Source organism: Kitasatospora sp. NPDC002543, assembly GCF_053594915.1.
This window is the reverse complement of the sequence record NZ_JBSFWR010000050.1, coordinates 15693-29390: the sequence shown is the minus strand read 5'-3', so window position 1 is coordinate 29390 and position 13698 is coordinate 15693. Positions and strand designations below refer to the sequence as shown.

The 13698-nt window shown below is 70.1% G+C and carries 17 protein-coding genes and 1 pseudogene; 13 read left to right on the top strand and 5 right to left on the bottom strand.

Annotated features, from left to right (window positions below; translation table 11 throughout):
- Positions 1-68: 68 nt before the first annotated feature.
- The 5 genes and pseudogenes from ACWD4P_RS21565 to ACWD4P_RS21545 all read left to right on the top strand — a co-directional run bounded on the left by ACWD4P_RS21565 (position 69) and on the right by ACWD4P_RS21545 (position 2488).
- A complete protein-coding gene (locus ACWD4P_RS21565; protein ID WP_449780650.1) occupies positions 69-782 on the top strand; it encodes a flavodoxin family protein in 714 nt (237 codons plus the stop codon).
- A gap of 52 nt (positions 783-834) precedes the next feature.
- Positions 835-999 (top strand): annotated as a pseudogene (locus ACWD4P_RS21560) (pirin family protein); the annotation flags it as partial.
- Positions 1000-1156: 157 nt separating this feature from the next.
- Entirely contained in the window at positions 1157-1528 is a 372-nt protein-coding gene (locus tag ACWD4P_RS21555; protein WP_449780666.1) for an aminoacyl--tRNA ligase-related protein, read from the top strand.
- Positions 1529-1564: 36 nt separating this feature from the next.
- Positions 1565-1792 (top strand): hypothetical protein, encoded by a 228-nt coding sequence (locus ACWD4P_RS21550; protein ID WP_449780649.1) that lies wholly within the window; start codon positions 1565-1567, stop codon positions 1790-1792.
- A 126-nt stretch (positions 1793-1918) separates the two neighbouring features.
- The gene (locus ACWD4P_RS21545) at positions 1919-2488 is read left to right on the top strand and encodes an HD domain-containing protein (protein WP_449780648.1); all 570 of its coding nucleotides are present in this window, start codon (positions 1919-1921) and stop codon (positions 2486-2488) included.
- Here the strand turns inward: ACWD4P_RS21545 and ACWD4P_RS21540 are convergent.
- The gene (locus tag ACWD4P_RS21540) at positions 2476-2949 is read right to left on the bottom strand and encodes an NUDIX hydrolase (RefSeq protein ID WP_449780647.1); all 474 of its coding nucleotides are present in this window, start codon (positions 2947-2949) and stop codon (positions 2476-2478) included. The two genes, ACWD4P_RS21545 and ACWD4P_RS21540, sit on opposite strands and share 13 nt — an antisense overlap.
- On the bottom strand, positions 2933-3706 hold the full coding sequence (locus ACWD4P_RS21535; protein ID WP_449780646.1) for a helix-turn-helix domain-containing protein: 774 nt from the start codon (positions 3704-3706) through the stop codon (positions 2933-2935). Before ACWD4P_RS21535 ends, ACWD4P_RS21540 begins: the two co-directional genes overlap by 17 nt.
- A gap of 95 nt (positions 3707-3801) precedes the next feature.
- Between ACWD4P_RS21535 and ACWD4P_RS21530 the strand changes: the two genes are divergently transcribed.
- Positions 3802-4500: an HAD family hydrolase gene (locus tag ACWD4P_RS21530; protein ID WP_449780645.1), complete on the top strand. Its 699-nt coding sequence runs from the start codon at positions 3802-3804 to the stop codon at positions 4498-4500.
- Between the two features lie 581 nt (positions 4501-5081).
- On the opposite strand, the gene ACWD4P_RS21525 is transcribed toward ACWD4P_RS21530, so the two are convergent.
- Positions 5082-5336: a hypothetical protein gene (locus ACWD4P_RS21525; protein WP_449780644.1), complete on the bottom strand. Its 255-nt coding sequence runs from the start codon at positions 5334-5336 to the stop codon at positions 5082-5084.
- 543 nt (positions 5337-5879) lie between these two features.
- Between ACWD4P_RS21525 and ACWD4P_RS21520 the strand changes: the two genes are divergently transcribed.
- The 4 genes from ACWD4P_RS21520 to ACWD4P_RS21505 all read left to right on the top strand — a co-directional run bounded on the left by ACWD4P_RS21520 (position 5880) and on the right by ACWD4P_RS21505 (position 9657).
- Positions 5880-6503: a hypothetical protein gene (locus ACWD4P_RS21520; RefSeq protein ID WP_449780643.1), complete on the top strand. Its 624-nt coding sequence runs from the start codon at positions 5880-5882 to the stop codon at positions 6501-6503.
- Positions 6504-7343: 840 nt separating this feature from the next.
- On the top strand, positions 7344-7865 hold the full coding sequence (locus ACWD4P_RS21515) for a hypothetical protein (protein WP_449780642.1): 522 nt from the start codon (positions 7344-7346) through the stop codon (positions 7863-7865).
- A 260-nt stretch (positions 7866-8125) separates the two neighbouring features.
- Positions 8126-9187 (top strand): hypothetical protein, encoded by a 1062-nt coding sequence (locus ACWD4P_RS21510; protein WP_449780641.1) that lies wholly within the window; start codon positions 8126-8128, stop codon positions 9185-9187.
- A gap of 59 nt (positions 9188-9246) precedes the next feature.
- On the top strand, positions 9247-9657 hold the full coding sequence (locus tag ACWD4P_RS21505; protein ID WP_449780640.1) for a hypothetical protein: 411 nt from the start codon (positions 9247-9249) through the stop codon (positions 9655-9657).
- A 120-nt stretch (positions 9658-9777) separates the two neighbouring features.
- Here ACWD4P_RS21505 and ACWD4P_RS21500 read toward each other — a convergent pair whose 3' ends face one another.
- Entirely contained in the window at positions 9778-10128 is a 351-nt protein-coding gene (locus ACWD4P_RS21500; RefSeq protein ID WP_449780639.1) for a hypothetical protein, read from the bottom strand.
- On the opposite strand from ACWD4P_RS21500, the gene ACWD4P_RS21495 reads away from it, so the two are divergent.
- Positions 10118-10306, top strand: a complete 189-nt coding sequence (locus ACWD4P_RS21495) for a hypothetical protein (RefSeq protein ID WP_449780638.1) — start codon at positions 10118-10120, stop codon at positions 10304-10306. The genes ACWD4P_RS21500 and ACWD4P_RS21495 overlap by 11 nt on opposite strands.
- A 232-nt stretch (positions 10307-10538) precedes the next feature.
- Here ACWD4P_RS21495 and ACWD4P_RS21490 read toward each other — a convergent pair whose 3' ends face one another.
- Positions 10539-11045: a hypothetical protein gene (locus tag ACWD4P_RS21490; RefSeq protein ID WP_449780637.1), complete on the bottom strand. Its 507-nt coding sequence runs from the start codon at positions 11043-11045 to the stop codon at positions 10539-10541.
- A 534-nt stretch (positions 11046-11579) separates the two neighbouring features.
- On the opposite strand from ACWD4P_RS21490, the gene ACWD4P_RS21485 reads away from it, so the two are divergent.
- On the top strand, positions 11580-12527 hold the full coding sequence (locus ACWD4P_RS21485) for a hypothetical protein (protein ID WP_449780636.1): 948 nt from the start codon (positions 11580-11582) through the stop codon (positions 12525-12527).
- A 250-nt stretch (positions 12528-12777) separates the two neighbouring features.
- Entirely contained in the window at positions 12778-12984 is a 207-nt protein-coding gene (locus tag ACWD4P_RS21480; protein WP_359821869.1) for a cold-shock protein, read from the top strand.
- The last annotated feature ends 714 nt before the right edge of the window (positions 12985-13698 follow it).

Below are 13698 nucleotides of genomic sequence, written 5' to 3'. Positions count from 1 at the left end.
ACCTGATGGGCTGGGCCGGGGGAGTCCGCCGACGGACCGGCCTCCCGGACCACACGGAGGAGGAACCGGTGCCGGACCCGACGACGTACACCGACCTGCGCGCCCTGGTGATCAACTGCACCCTCAAGCGCTCCCCGGAACGCAGCCACACCCAGGGCCTGATCGACGTCAGCACCGGCATCCTGGAACGCCAGGGCGTCGCCGTCGACGTCCTGCGCGCGGTCGACCTCGACATCGCCACCGGCGTCTGGCCCGACATGACCGAACACGGCTGGGAGACCGACGAGTGGCCGGTCATCTACTCCCAGGTCATGGCCGCGGACATCCTCACCCTCGCCGGACCGGTCTGGCTGGGCGACAACTCCTCCGTCATGAAGAAGGTGATCGAGCGGCTCTACGCCTGCTCGTCGATCCTCAACTCCGAAGGCCAGTACGCCTACTACGGGCGAGTCGGCGGCTGCCTGATCACCGGCAACGAGGACGGCGCCAAACACTGCGCGATGAACGTCCTCTACAGCCTCCAGCACCTTGGCTACACCATCCCGCCCCAGGCCGACGCCGGCTGGGTCGGCGAAGCCGGCCCCGGCCCCTCCTACCTCGACCCCGGATCCGGCGGCCCGCAGAACGACTTCACCAACCGCAACACCACCTTCATGACCTGGAACCAGCTCCACCTCGCCCGCCTGCTCAAGGACGCCGGCGGTATCCCGGCCCACGGCAACCAGCGCTCCGAATGGGACGCCGGCTGCCGCTTCGACTTCGAGAACCCCGAACACCGCTGAGCCGCCGGTCGTCTGTGTGAGAGGGGCTGGAAACTGGTTGTGGCGGATCGCCGTGTGGCGGAACGTCATCGGCCGATCCGGTGACGGGATCGTACAGGCACGAAACGACTGGGAGAAGGGAGTTCGCTTCGGAGAAGTGCACGGCTACGACGGCGCCCGCCTGTCCGCCCCGGAGCTGCCGTCGATCCCGTTGAAGTCGCGCGGACGAGTCCGCTGACCTGCGGAAACGTGTTGCTGGGCCGGCCGCTCCACTGCTGGCGGGCGCCGGACCGGACGTCCGAGCCGTTGCCTGGCCGGTGCTCGCGGCTCCGGGGCTTGTCGTGCTCGGGGAGGGGCCGCCGAGTCTCACGTTCGGACGAGTGTGACAGGGTTCGATCGAACAGGGTCCGGCCGGACCACAGCGGTTCCTGCTGCCGACCTCGGAGACAGCCCTGGTCAACCTGCACCGCGACGAGGTTCTGGCAGAGTCCGAACTGCCGCGCAAGTACGTTGCCTACTCGCCGTGCTACCGGCGCGAGGCCGGCAGCTACCGCGCCGCCGACCGCGGGACCCTTCGCGGCCACCAGTTCAACAAGGTCGAGATGTTCCAGTTTGCACACCCCGACCACTCCGACACCGCCCACCAGGAACTCCTGGCCAAGGCAGCCGACTTGGTCGAGGCACTCGGCCTGCACCACCGCATCACCCACCTCGCCGCCGAGGACACCAGCGCCTCGATGGCCAAGACCTTCGACGTCGAGGTCTGACTGCCCAGCATCGACGGCTACGTCGAAGTGAGCTCGGTGTCCAACGCCCGGGACTACCAGGCCCGGCGCGGCAACATCCGCTACCGCCCCGCAGCGGGCAAGGCCGCCTACGTGCACACCCTCAACGGCTCCGGGCTGGCCACCAGCCGCCTGGTGCCGGCCCTGCTGGAACAGCACCAGCAGCCGGACGGCACCGTCACGGTACCGGAGGTGCTGCGGCGCTGGCTCGGCCGCGAGTCCTTGGCCCCGGCAACAGCCGGATAGCCGAACCGGACGCCGACGCACCACGTCCGGTCCGGCGACGTCCTGTCCGGGTCACCACGGCCGCAGTGGCCCGGACAGCCCTTGCACACAGCGTATGGAGCGCCCGCCGGCGGGAAGGCCGACAGCATGACGGAGACTTTGCCCCAGTGGGCGTGGCGGATCGCCGAAGAAGAGCTGTCGGCCGCCCTGCCGAGGCGGTGGGCACACTCCCAGGGGGTGGCACGCCAGGCCGCGCAACTGGCCCCGATCGCCGGGCCGGACGGCGGCCTGCTGGTAGCCGCCGCCGTGCTCCATGACGTCGGCTACGCACCTCGGCTGGCCGCGACCGGCTTCCATCCCCTGGACGGCGCGCGGTTCCTGGGGGATCGGCACGGTGCGGACACGCGGCTCGTGCGGCTGGTGGCCAACCACTCGCTCGCCCTGCTGGAGGCTGAGGAACGCGGGCTGCGCGAGACCCTGGAACGGGAGTTCCCGCTGCTCGACGACCAGGTGCTGGTGGACGCCCTGATCTTCTGCGACATGACCACCACTCCCGACGGCGTGCCCACCAGCGCCGGCGAGCGGGTCGCGGAGATCCTCGCCCGCTACGGAGTCGACACGCTGGTGGGACGGTTCATCCACCGCGCGCAGCCGGAGATCGAGGCAGCGGTGGCCCGCACCGAGCACCGGCTCGCCGCCGCGGCTCAGCCGAGGTAGGGGTACTTGCCACTGAGGTAGTGGCCGATCTGCTGGCGCATGCTCGGGTGGATGTCGTACTCGTCCAGGTCGCCCGGCCTCACCCAGCGCACACCGTCGGCCTCGTCGTTGACCGTCGGGGTGCCGCCGATAGGGCGGCCGATGTACGCCACCTCGAACTGCTGGCGGGCTTCGCCGTTGCTGCTGTACACGACGATGTGCTCCGGGTTGGAGTAGACGCCGAGGAGTCCGGTGATCTCCGCCTTGATCCCGGTCTCCTCCTCGCACTCGCGCACCGCGCAGTCGGCGGCGGACTCGCCGATGTCCTGCTTTCCGCCGGGCAGGGCCCACTGCCCGGTGTCGCGTCGGCGCTGCAACAGGATCTCGCCGGCCTCGTTCTGCACGAGCAGATTGCTCGCGGGCACCAGCGAGTTCGCGGCCGGTGCGTCCGGATCGCCGTAGTACTCAGTCCTGCCGGCCACGAGACTGGCCTCCCTGCGCGTCGTCGGTCCACGGCCGGGCCAAGTCCCAGACCGCGTCGAAGCTCGAAGCGTAGCCGCCGAACCAACCGAGGTCGCCACCCTTCTGGAGGTGCAACAGCGGGTTGGCGGACGCCGGCTGACCCCACACGTGCGGATTGACCAGCAGATCGTCGTCGTAGCGGAACAACGAGGTGTAGAGCGTGGTGTCATGCAGACGGATTTCACAACCGGGCGTGCCCAACAGCGGCCGGTAGTAGGTCAGCGAGGCGCCGATCTTCGCCGCGAGCGCGTCGCCGATACCCTCCTCCCGCCCGCGGATCGCTACCGCGTGGCCCTGCGGGTCACCGAAGCACAACCGGACCTTCACCCCGGCCGCCGCGCGCTGCGCCAGCATGGCGGCGATGCGCGGGTTCGATTGGGCGAAGAACGTCCCCGAGAACACCAGTACGTCGATGCCCTGCTCTGCTTCCAGCAGGAGAGAGAGCCACATCTCCCGCGGGACGCTGGCACGGTCGGGATACGTAGCCACGAGGCCGGTGCCGGGACCGGACGTCTGTCCGGTCTGGGGCCGGGTCTGGGGCCAGAGGAAGTCCTCGTCCACCGTCAGGTGGCGTGCAACATTCCACCGGTGGCGTGCATGCGGCAGGCGGCCGCCTAGCCAGCGATTCACCGTCTTGGGGTCCACCTCGCAGGCCGCCGCGAGTTCCACAGGGGAGACGCCGCGCTGGGCGAGTGCGGAGCGCAATCGCTCGTTCACAGCGGATATCCAACCGGACGACGGTAGGACTCGCAAGGACGTCCTAGGAGGCGTAGCAGCCGACGCGTACCAGACGGGTTGCCTACGCTGGCCCGATGGCGCTCATCGTCTTGTGGGACATCGACCACACGCTCATCGACAACGCGGGAGTGAGCAAGGAAATCTATGCGGAGGCCTTCGAGGCCGTGGCGCAGCGTCGGCCGTCTGGCCCTGCGGTGACAGAAGGGCGCACCGATCGACTGATCATGCGAGAGATGTTCGACCGTGACGGTCTGGCCCAGCCGGGGTGGAACGTCGTCCAGGCCGCTCTCGAAGCGGCCGGTCGGGCGCGGTCCGAGGTGCTGCGGCTGCGCGGCTGCGCGCTGCCCGGCGTCCCACAGGCCCTTACCGCTGTCGCGCAGGAGCCCGGGGTCGTCTCGTCGGTGCTGACCGGGAACATCGCGGCGAACGCCCGGGTGAAGCTGGCAGCCTTCGGGCTCGACGGTCTGATGGACCTGGAGATCGGTGCCTATGGTGCCGACCACCGGGACCGGGCGGCACTCGTTGCGGTGGCCCGAGACCGCGTCCACGTCGCCCATGCTCTCCCGGCAGGTGCTCCTGTGGTGTTGGTCGGTGACACTCCTCGGGACGTCGAGGCCGCGCTGACCAGCGGGGCTCATATCGTGGCCGTCGCCACAGGGGTCCATTCCGCCTCTGACCTTCGTGTGGCCGGCGCCGAGGTGGTGTTGTCGGACCTGACCGACACAGCTGCCTTGCTGGCGCACCTTGCGCGAGTTGCCGCCGAACGGAACTGAACTGGGGAGTGTGGGTCACCCACGACCCGGCACCCGGTCCCCGAGTTCGTGTCGCATGGGTTGCTCGGACCGGTGCGAGCGTACCTGAACGGCAGGCTGCACAAGGGAACACCGTGGCACCCGAGTTGACCGGATTGGCCTGGGACGCCGCGGGATCGACGGACCACCACCTCGCCGGTGTGTAGATGTCGGTCAGCCTCGTCATGGCCGGGCCTCTCGCTCTGTCCCTCGACGGTGACGGGCCGCTGATCCACGCGCGTGATGTCGGACTTATCACCTTCGGGTCCGCCTCACTGCGCGGAGGCGAGCTGCCGAGCCTGATGACTTCCGAACTGGTGAACCTCATCGCTCAGGGATCGATGTCGTGTGCCGCCGCGTTCCAGGTCGTTGGAGCGGGCCCGGCGCTGTACGTGGTCCTCGCTTCGACGAGTTTGCCTGGCCGCCGGCGCCCTCACCGTCCCCGCTCGTGATTGGCGCCGGTGGCCTCGCCTCGGCCCAGGACGGCTGGACACGGATTTCGGCAGGGCCGTGTGCGGGCGTGGTCGGCGGGGTCATCGGCGCCGACCGAACGGCGCTCAGCCCTACACGAACTTCACCGACTGGACGGACTGCGGCTGGAAGAACGGCGCGCTCTGCCCGCCACCGATGGACTGCACCGGATCACCCGTCTGGTCGTTGGTCGCGTAAAGGTCGACATCCCGGTTGGAGTTGTTGGTCGCGCCGTAGGCCGTGAGCGGCTCGTTCAGCGTCACCGTTCCGTCCCCGCCCGGTGTCTTCACCGAGAAGGTCTCACCCAGCTGGTTGGGGGTGGTCCACAGCTCGACATCGTCTGCCATATCCGCTCTCCTCGCGTAAGTGGCACCCGCGCGGACGGGCGCTCAGTGCGGCAATCACCGGACGCCGTCATCCGGCACTCGGCAGCGAAAGAACTTCCCCATGGACTTCCACGGCAATGCCCGGTTCCCTCCGACAGCCGCAGCAGACACCCGGGAACCCCACCGGCAGACCCGTCTCCTGCGGCCCGGACGGCCAGAGGCCGGCCGGGCCCGCCCGACTCCCCGGTTTCGTGGCGGGGGACCGCCCTTGTCACGGGCCCGGGACGCACGGGTGCCCGATCTCGCGGCCGGCGATGAATCCGCCGCTCAAGGGCGGTCAGCCGCCTGCGCGGTTGACCTCCTCGGGGCCAAGTGAGTCCTCGGGCCGGCGAACGAGCCCGCCGCGCTGCGCCGCAGGCCCGGTCTCCGACCTGTTCCGTCCGAGTGCTCGGCGGGGGCCTGCCGTGCCGACCGGCGCGGTGGAGCGCTCCGCGCACCGTCGGCCGCACGCCCGTGCTCGCGGGAGCGGCGTGCCGCCGGACGGCCGAGCAGCGACTGCACGGCTTGATCGCGGACTTGGAGAAGTTCGCCGCGACGCGGATCCCGCGGGCCCGGGCCCGGTCAGATGGTGAACCACTGGTTGGCCTGGTTACGGCAGGTGAACTGGACGATGGGGGCGCTGTTCGCCTTGCTTCGCGCCTTGGCGTCGAGACACTTCCCGGCGAAGGTGCCGAGCCGGGCTTCCACATCGGAGCGGACCACTTCGCCTGGTTCCAGCACGCCCTCGCGCGCACTGGAGCGGCGGGCCTGACGGCCTTCGCCGGCGACGCGGCGGCCACGGTTCCGTACCTCACCGCCCGGCAGGGCCGCAAGCGGTACGAGGGCATCTCGCACGCCGCGATCGGCAGCGTCCAGGACGCGGACCACGAACTGCTCGGCATCCCGTTCGTCGGCACCGACCACGTCCTGCGCCTCAACCGCACCCGGGTGGAGGCGTTCTCGGGCGTGGCGGAGGATCTCTTCGAGCACCTCGCCGAGCGCCGCCTCACCCGCTACCGCGACGAGGCCCACGCCCGCCGTTCCTCGTGGCCGACCGCCACCTGGGACGACGACTGGGACGGCCCCGTCTCCATCCACCCGGACGGATCCGTCCTTGCCCTGCGCGTGCTCCCGGAACGGGACTGCTGACGGGGCAACGCCCCTGCGTGTTCCGGACTCCGGTAGCCGGTCGGCGCGGAGGCCTGTCGGACTGGGGACAGCGGACAGCGGACGGCCGGCGAGAGGCCGGGACTGCCGGGCACGGCCATGCCACCTGCCGTTCCCGGGCCGCTTTCGTGATCCCACCGCGGTCGCCCCGGCCGGGCTGGAGGTCAACCACTGGGGCGATTCGGCCGAGCACTCCTTCCGGATCACGATGAAGAAGGCCCCGCGGTACGACGTGGAGGTCCAGGAGGCCGGACCCTTCACCGTTACCGCGGACCGTACCGTGCTGCGGGTCGTCTACGGCGTCGTGGGACGGCAGCAGGGGTCGGTGCGGTGCTGGCAGAGTGCTTCGGCGAACGGGCCCGGGACGACTGCGGGGGTTCGTGCGAAGTCGGGGTCGCGGCTGGTCGGCCGGCTTGCCAGGGCCCCGCCGATGGCAGGGCACAGGCCGTCGGTCGCGCCGCATCGCCGTCGAACCGCTTCCGGGTAGCGCGCTCGGAACTTGGTGAGCCGGAGTGACGGGCGTGTCCGCCGGGGCGGAGACGGGGCGGCCGCACAGGTCGCACCTTGCCACGCCATTGTCGGACAGTTTCCAAGTGGATACATTCAGTGACGAAGTGTGGTTCGGTTCTCTCGACCGGAGGTCCGATGGACGCCCTATCCCGATTCGTGGTCTCCCGGCCTGCTGGTACGGGCCGTTCCTTGACGCCGGTTCGGACACCGCGGCACGGCGGGTCCGTAACTGGCAAGCACCGCGTGTCGAACGCGGGTCGTCGTCCGGGCCTTCTCCGTTCCCGGTTGGCTCGTACCGCCGTCACGGCTCTGATGGGTGCGGTCGTGCTCCCGTACGGCATGGCCACACCGGCCCGCGCGGTGTCCGTAGGCCACCTCGACGAGGGCGTGCCCGCTGTCGTCGTCCGTACGACCGTCCAGCCGGTCGTGCAGTCTGCCGGTGTCCCGGTCGCCCGCGCGGCCTCCGCAGCCTCCGCGGCGGCTGCGGCTGCCTCCGGGGCCGGGGCCAGTTCCCGTGCGGTCGCCGCAGCGGCCCGTTACGCCGCCTGGGGCGGCTCTTCCCCCTATGGCGCCGCTGCGGCGGCCGCCTCGTCGGCGGGCTACCCGCTGACGGCAGGCGCGGCTTCCTCTGCTGCTGCAGCCGCATCGGCCACTGCGTCGCAAGTGGTGATCGTCATCGACGACATCGAGGCCGCCCAGTCCGAAGCCGACCCCGCCCAGGCGACCGCGGACACGGCAGCGGCGCGGATGCACGCAGCCAGTGCCGAGGGGGACGCCACCCTGGCGTCCACGGACGCCACTGTCGCCTCCGTGGACGCCGCCGCAGGACTTTGACGTCGGCTTGCTCGGTGCGGAGGCGGGCGGCGGTCATCTCGTAGCGCAGCACCTGGGCTTTGCGCACGATTTGCTGCGTGGCGCTGGTGAGGCTGGTCTCCATTCACTGCGAGTAGTGGTTGCACGGTCGTGTGGCGGGGGCATGCTTGGCGTGACGCGCGCCGTAGTGGGATCTCGCCGAGATCAGCCGATCTGGCCACGGCCAGCCCTGAGTCACACCCGGATATGCTGTCGGCTCGGTTTGGGGAGTGGGGGCAGCGATGATCGGTAGCAGCGACGCCGTCTGCGAGATCTCGGTGCCACCGCGTTTGGATGCTGTCGCCGATCTGGCGCCGGTGCGTGATCGCGATCGCCCTGTGTGGCTGGCGCTGAGCGCGGATGGCACGATCAGCCGGTGGGACGTGGCAGCCGGTCATCACGAGATCGTCGGGGCCACCACCGTTCCGGCGGAATCCGATCGCGAGCCATGGAACGGCCGCCGGCTCCGCAGGCGCCTGCACGCCTCCCACGACGGTATGTTCGCCGCAGTGGTCAACGACTACGGCCGCTTCGGCGAGGTGCTCGACCTCCGGACTGGCGAGGTAACTCTGGCCCTGGACAACCAGGGTGGTCACGAAGAGACAGTGCCGTTCTCACTGGAGTTCGCGCAGAGTCGTGGGCGTTGCGTGGTGGTCCACCGCACGGCCTGGAACCGGCTGGATGCGTCGGACGCACAGACGGGGGCGTTGCTGACTGATCGCTCGCGTCTCGCTCATGCAAACGCGGATGCCATGCCGGAACACCACCTCGACTACTTCCACGGCTCCCTGTATGTGAGCCCTGATGGGAAGCGGATCCTGGACGACTGCTGGATGTGGCATCCCGTCGGGATCCCTGCGGTGTGGGATCTCGACCAATGGATCGACGGCAACGTCTGGGAGCCCGAGGACGGTCCTAGCCGGGTCGATGTCTGCGGCCGAGAGTACTACTGGGATCACGCCATGACCTGGATCGACTCCAGCCGGGTCGCCGTCGAGGGCCTCGGCGATGACGACGATGTCATGCAGCCGGGGGCACGGATCTTCGATACGAGTAGGATCGGTCATACTGGTTTGTGGCGGATGCCGACGGCCGTAGAGCTCCGTGCAATCGAGGGCCCGACCGGACGCTTCTTCAGCGATGGCACCCACCTGTTCAGTTGTGGTCACACAGATCTGTCCATATGGGATCCGGCCGAGGGGAAGCTTCTGGGCACCGTCCCCGGCTTCTCTCCCACGCACTACCACCCGGGTGCCCGGCAGTTCTTGCGGCTCGCCGGCGTCGCGGTCCGTGCCTGGGCTTGACCGGAAATCGCGGGAGGAGTGGGTAAGCAGTGGACAGAGACCGGCGGTATGAAGCCGTCGTGGCGCTCCGCGAGCTCGGGCGAAGCCACGATTACCGTGACCGGGCGAATGCCGGTCATGGCCTGGCAGGCTTCGCCGAGATGCAGGAGGCCCTCGGCCCACTGCTGGAGCTGATGCTCGACCCGGGTGACACCTTCGTCACCCGGGTGACCGCGGAAGCCGTGCTTCGGCGAAAGGACAGGATCGGGTTGGCGGTAGTCGCCTCAGCGCTGGCAGTCGCCGACTCGAATCACAGCGATTGGATCCACACCGCAGTCCTCGATGTGTTCAGCGTCTTCTCCGAGGACCGGGACAACGCGATGCAGTCGTGCGAGGAGATGTTGCGGGACACTGACGACCGCGTGGCTCTTGGGGCTCGTCAGCTGCACGAAATCCTGGCCGAGATCGACCCTGTTCTTCGCCCCGTGTAGCGCTCGGCGGACACTGTCGTGAGCGCCCAGGTGCTCGAATCTCCATCCGGGTGCCCTGCCGGGCCAGCTCGATGAGCGGACCGGCATGTCGCCGGATGTTGATCGGGAACATGCCGGCGCTCAGTCCCTAGAATCGGTGCTGCTTCGTCCGGCGTCCCGGCGGATGTCGGGCATGCCGAGGTGGACGGCGGACGGTTGTGCTGCACGCTCGCGCATCGCCTCCAGCTTCTGAGCGGCGGCGGCCATGGTGGTCTCGATGGCGGCTACCTCTCCGAGCCGGCCCGGGTCCTCGGCCTCCTGGCGGCGGTCGACGAGGTTGGCGTGGATCGCCTGGAGGCGTGGCGTCTGGGCTGGGTCCACGAGCAGCGAGACCTGTCTCAACGTGCTCCACGAGCTCACCCCGTTCGCCGAGGCCATCACCTGGAGCGGCGACAGCACGAGCACGGTGTACTGGTCCTCCGTGGCGGACACCGGCGGTGCTGCCACCTTCACCGGCACGGTGACCGGCGGGCGCTACACGGGCGATTCCGCCGTGAAGACCGTCGAAGTCGTCGACATCTCCGGGAGCAACCCGGAACTGTGCCCGATCGGAGAAGGCACCATCACGGGGTCGAGCGGTCTCACCACGCTGACTCTGACCTCTCTGTGACGGCATGTACCGTACGGCCCCGTCGGCTACCGAGCGTGTCTCGGGGGCGGACGGGGCGCGTCGGTGCGGACCCCCTCCGACCGGCACAGTGAGCGAGGAAGGGGACCCTTGACCGATTCACGGCCCCTCCGGGGTCCCGGTCGCGCCTACCGGGCTGGCCCGGTTCCCAGTCTCGAGTCCCTGCGGCCGATGGTTCGGGGCAGGGACATGAACGGTTCTGGGTGCAGGGTTCTCAGCTGAGGGCGATGTCAGCGGTGAGGGTGGAGTTGGCGATGGGCGGGGCTCCGAGGAGGACGTCGACGCAGTTGTCGAGGATCGGCTGGTCGCTGTCGATGTTCAGGAGCGAGGTCAGGGTTTCCCCGGCGAGGCGGGGGGAGGTGCTGGTGACGGTGCCGGTCAGGGTGCCGGCGCCGTCGATCTCGGTGAGGGCGAGGCCGGTGACGGTGCTGCTGCTGTGGGTGCCGTTGGCCAGGTTCCAGGTGAAGGCGGCCGAGGCACCGGGCGTCAGTGTGGCGGGGAGCAGGGGGTTGCAGCTGAGGGCGCTGAAGTGGAGGGTCGTTGTGACCGTGCCGCCCGTGACGGCTGTGGCGCCGCTCTGTGAGTCCGTGCAGCTGCTGACGGTGCCGGTGATGGCGACGGTGGTGGCCTGGGCGGTGGTGGACAGCGGCGGGCTGAAGTGGACGGCCGCGTTGGTCAGGTAGTTGAGGGTCTCCGGCGCGGCGGCCTGGCCGCTGGCCACCGTACCGTTTCCGCACGACCGGCCCCGGCGAACCCATTGGGCCTGGGGAGTTGGCACCGCTCCCCGCCCTGGGCCCGGTGCGACCGGCCGGGGACCTTGGAGGCCCGAACGTGCACGTCATCGACGCCGACGTCTACGACCGGCTCCGGGAGACCTCATCGCCTTCGCCCCGACCGCCGCGATGCTGTCCGCCGCCGCGCGAGCCGGAGCCTGCGGCACCCCGCTGAGCACCAACGAGCACCTGCACCTGGCCTCCGCGCGAAGCCGGCCCCGGGCGTCGAGCTGGCTCGCCTGTGCGGTCGATCTGCCGGGCCGGATCGACCCTGCCGTCCTGGCCGACGGACTGACCCGCTGGACCCGCCGTCACCCGACCCTGCGCACCGGGCTGCGCACCGGCCCCAGCGGCGGGGTGGAGCGGTTCGCCGTCCCCGCACACGCCCTGGGGTTCACCGCCGTCGACGCGGGCCAGGCGACGGACCACCGCTCGGCCCAGGAGTGGCTCACCGGCCTGTTCGACCGGGCCGACCACTGGCCTTGCCCTCCTACGCCTTCGCAGCCGTCCTGCGCGACGCGCGCACCACCGTGGTCTGCGGATTCGACCACTGCCACAGCGACGCCCACTCCCTGGCGATCGCCGCCGAGGAACTCACCGAGATCCTCGGCGCACTGGCCCGGCACCGCACCCCGCGTCTTCCCTGCCTCGACAACGGCCCGAACCCCCGCGTACCCCGGCCCCCGGGCGCCGACGGCTTCGTCCGAGCCGGTGCCCTACGCGTGTGGGAACGGTTCCTCAGCGACGGCGACGACGCGCTACCGAGATTCCCGCTGCCCCTCGGAACGGCATCGGGCTTCGCCGTTGCGTCCGGCGGCGACTGCCGGCGCCTCCTCGACGCCGCCGGGACGGCATCGCTCGAGCACCACTGCCACCATTCCGGCGGAACGCTCTTCGGGGCACTGCTCGCGGCGACCGCGCTGACCGTCCGTCGGCTGGGCGCACCGTCGCCACTGCGGCTGCTGGTGCCCCTGCACACCCGGCACGACCCGTGCCCGGCCCGCTCGATCGGCTGGTTCACGACCGTCGCACCGCTGACCCTCGACCTCGGCGCCGCCGTCACCCTCACCGACGCGGTCCCCGTCGCTCGGACGGCGTTCCGCCACGCCCGGACCACGGCCGGACTGCCGCTGGACGCCGTGGCCACCGCCCTCGCCAGCCGGTCCCGGCCCACCGGTGGCGACGTCTTCATGCTCTCCTACCTCGACCATCGCACCGTCGCCACCACCGGGGAGCCGCCGCGCGCACGCAATCCCCACCACATCAGCCGCGCCACCGTCACCGACACGCTCCAGCTCTGGTTCTCCCGCACCCGCCACGGTCTGTTCCTGCGCTCCCGTCACCCCGCCACCCACGTCGCCGAACACACCGTCGCCCGTCTCCTCCAGGGCCTCCAGCGCTGCCTCGCCCAGGCCGGCACCACTCCGTGACACGCACCTGGCTCCCGCGTCCTCGGACAGCCGTCCGAGTTTGCGGGGCCACCCACCGGTGAACACCATGAGTGATCAATCGGTAACAGGAGGTCCGCCCATGTTCCGCCCCGCCCTCACCCGCCACCGCGCCGCGGCGATGACCTGTGCGCCGCTCCTCGTCTTCGCCGCCCTGCTGGGAGCCTGCGTCCCCGCCTGGGCGGACACCGGACCGGCCGTCGCCGGGCCGTCGGCCACCGGCCGCCGTGTCCTGGTCAACTTCGGCACCGTCAAGTGGTTCAACAGCGAGAAGGGCTACGGCTTCATCGTGCCCGACATCCCCGGCCCCGACGTCTTCGTCCACTACTCGAACATCATCGGCGGCGGCTTCCGAACCCTGGAGGAGGGCGAGCGGGTCGAGTACCAGCTGGAGGACGGGCCGAAGGGCCCCCAGGCCGTGAACGTCATCGGACTCTGAAGCCGATTCCCCGTCAGGGGTGGGCAGTCGGCCCGCTCGTGGCCCTGGCGCTGCTGGCCCACGAGGCGTACGACGACGCCGAGGAGCTCGGTGGCGGACGCCTCGTACCGGATGAGCATGAAGGTGCCGGGGGGTGTTTCCGCGGCTGCCCCTGGAGCTGGGGGGCCTTCGCCTTGTCCTGGGTGGCGAAGCCCGACTCCTCCGTCTGCCTCCCGGCGGCGTTGCGGTAGCGGATCTTGTACTCGTGCGGGTACCTCGGCCATCGGCTCTCGGGGTGCCCGCACTCCTTGACGAAGCTGCCCATGCCGCGGACGAGGTTGAGGGTGGCCATGGTTGTCGACTCCCGGGCGTCTTGCTGACCTTTTGCTGGCCCCGGATGGTCGATCAGGCCTCCGATCCGGGAAGAACCGTGGAACGTGTGGTACGTGGTGGAACGTCATCGGCCGATCCGGTGAGGGGGTCGTTGTCGAGGTGTTCGCGGAGCCTCTCCGCTTCACCAGGATCCACATGCCGCAAGCCGACATCCGATCGGCAGCGAGCAAGCGCTGGCGGTCGCCGGAGCGTGGCCGGCGACGACCTCTGGGCCGTTCGTCTGGAAACCAGCTTCGCCTGGCGGTACGCCGTGTGTCGGTCCCGGTCGGGGTGGTCCTGAAGTAGCAGACGCGTAGGGGTAGTTCGGCGGGGGAGCCCGGTACCGGTGGTGGAAGCGCCCGG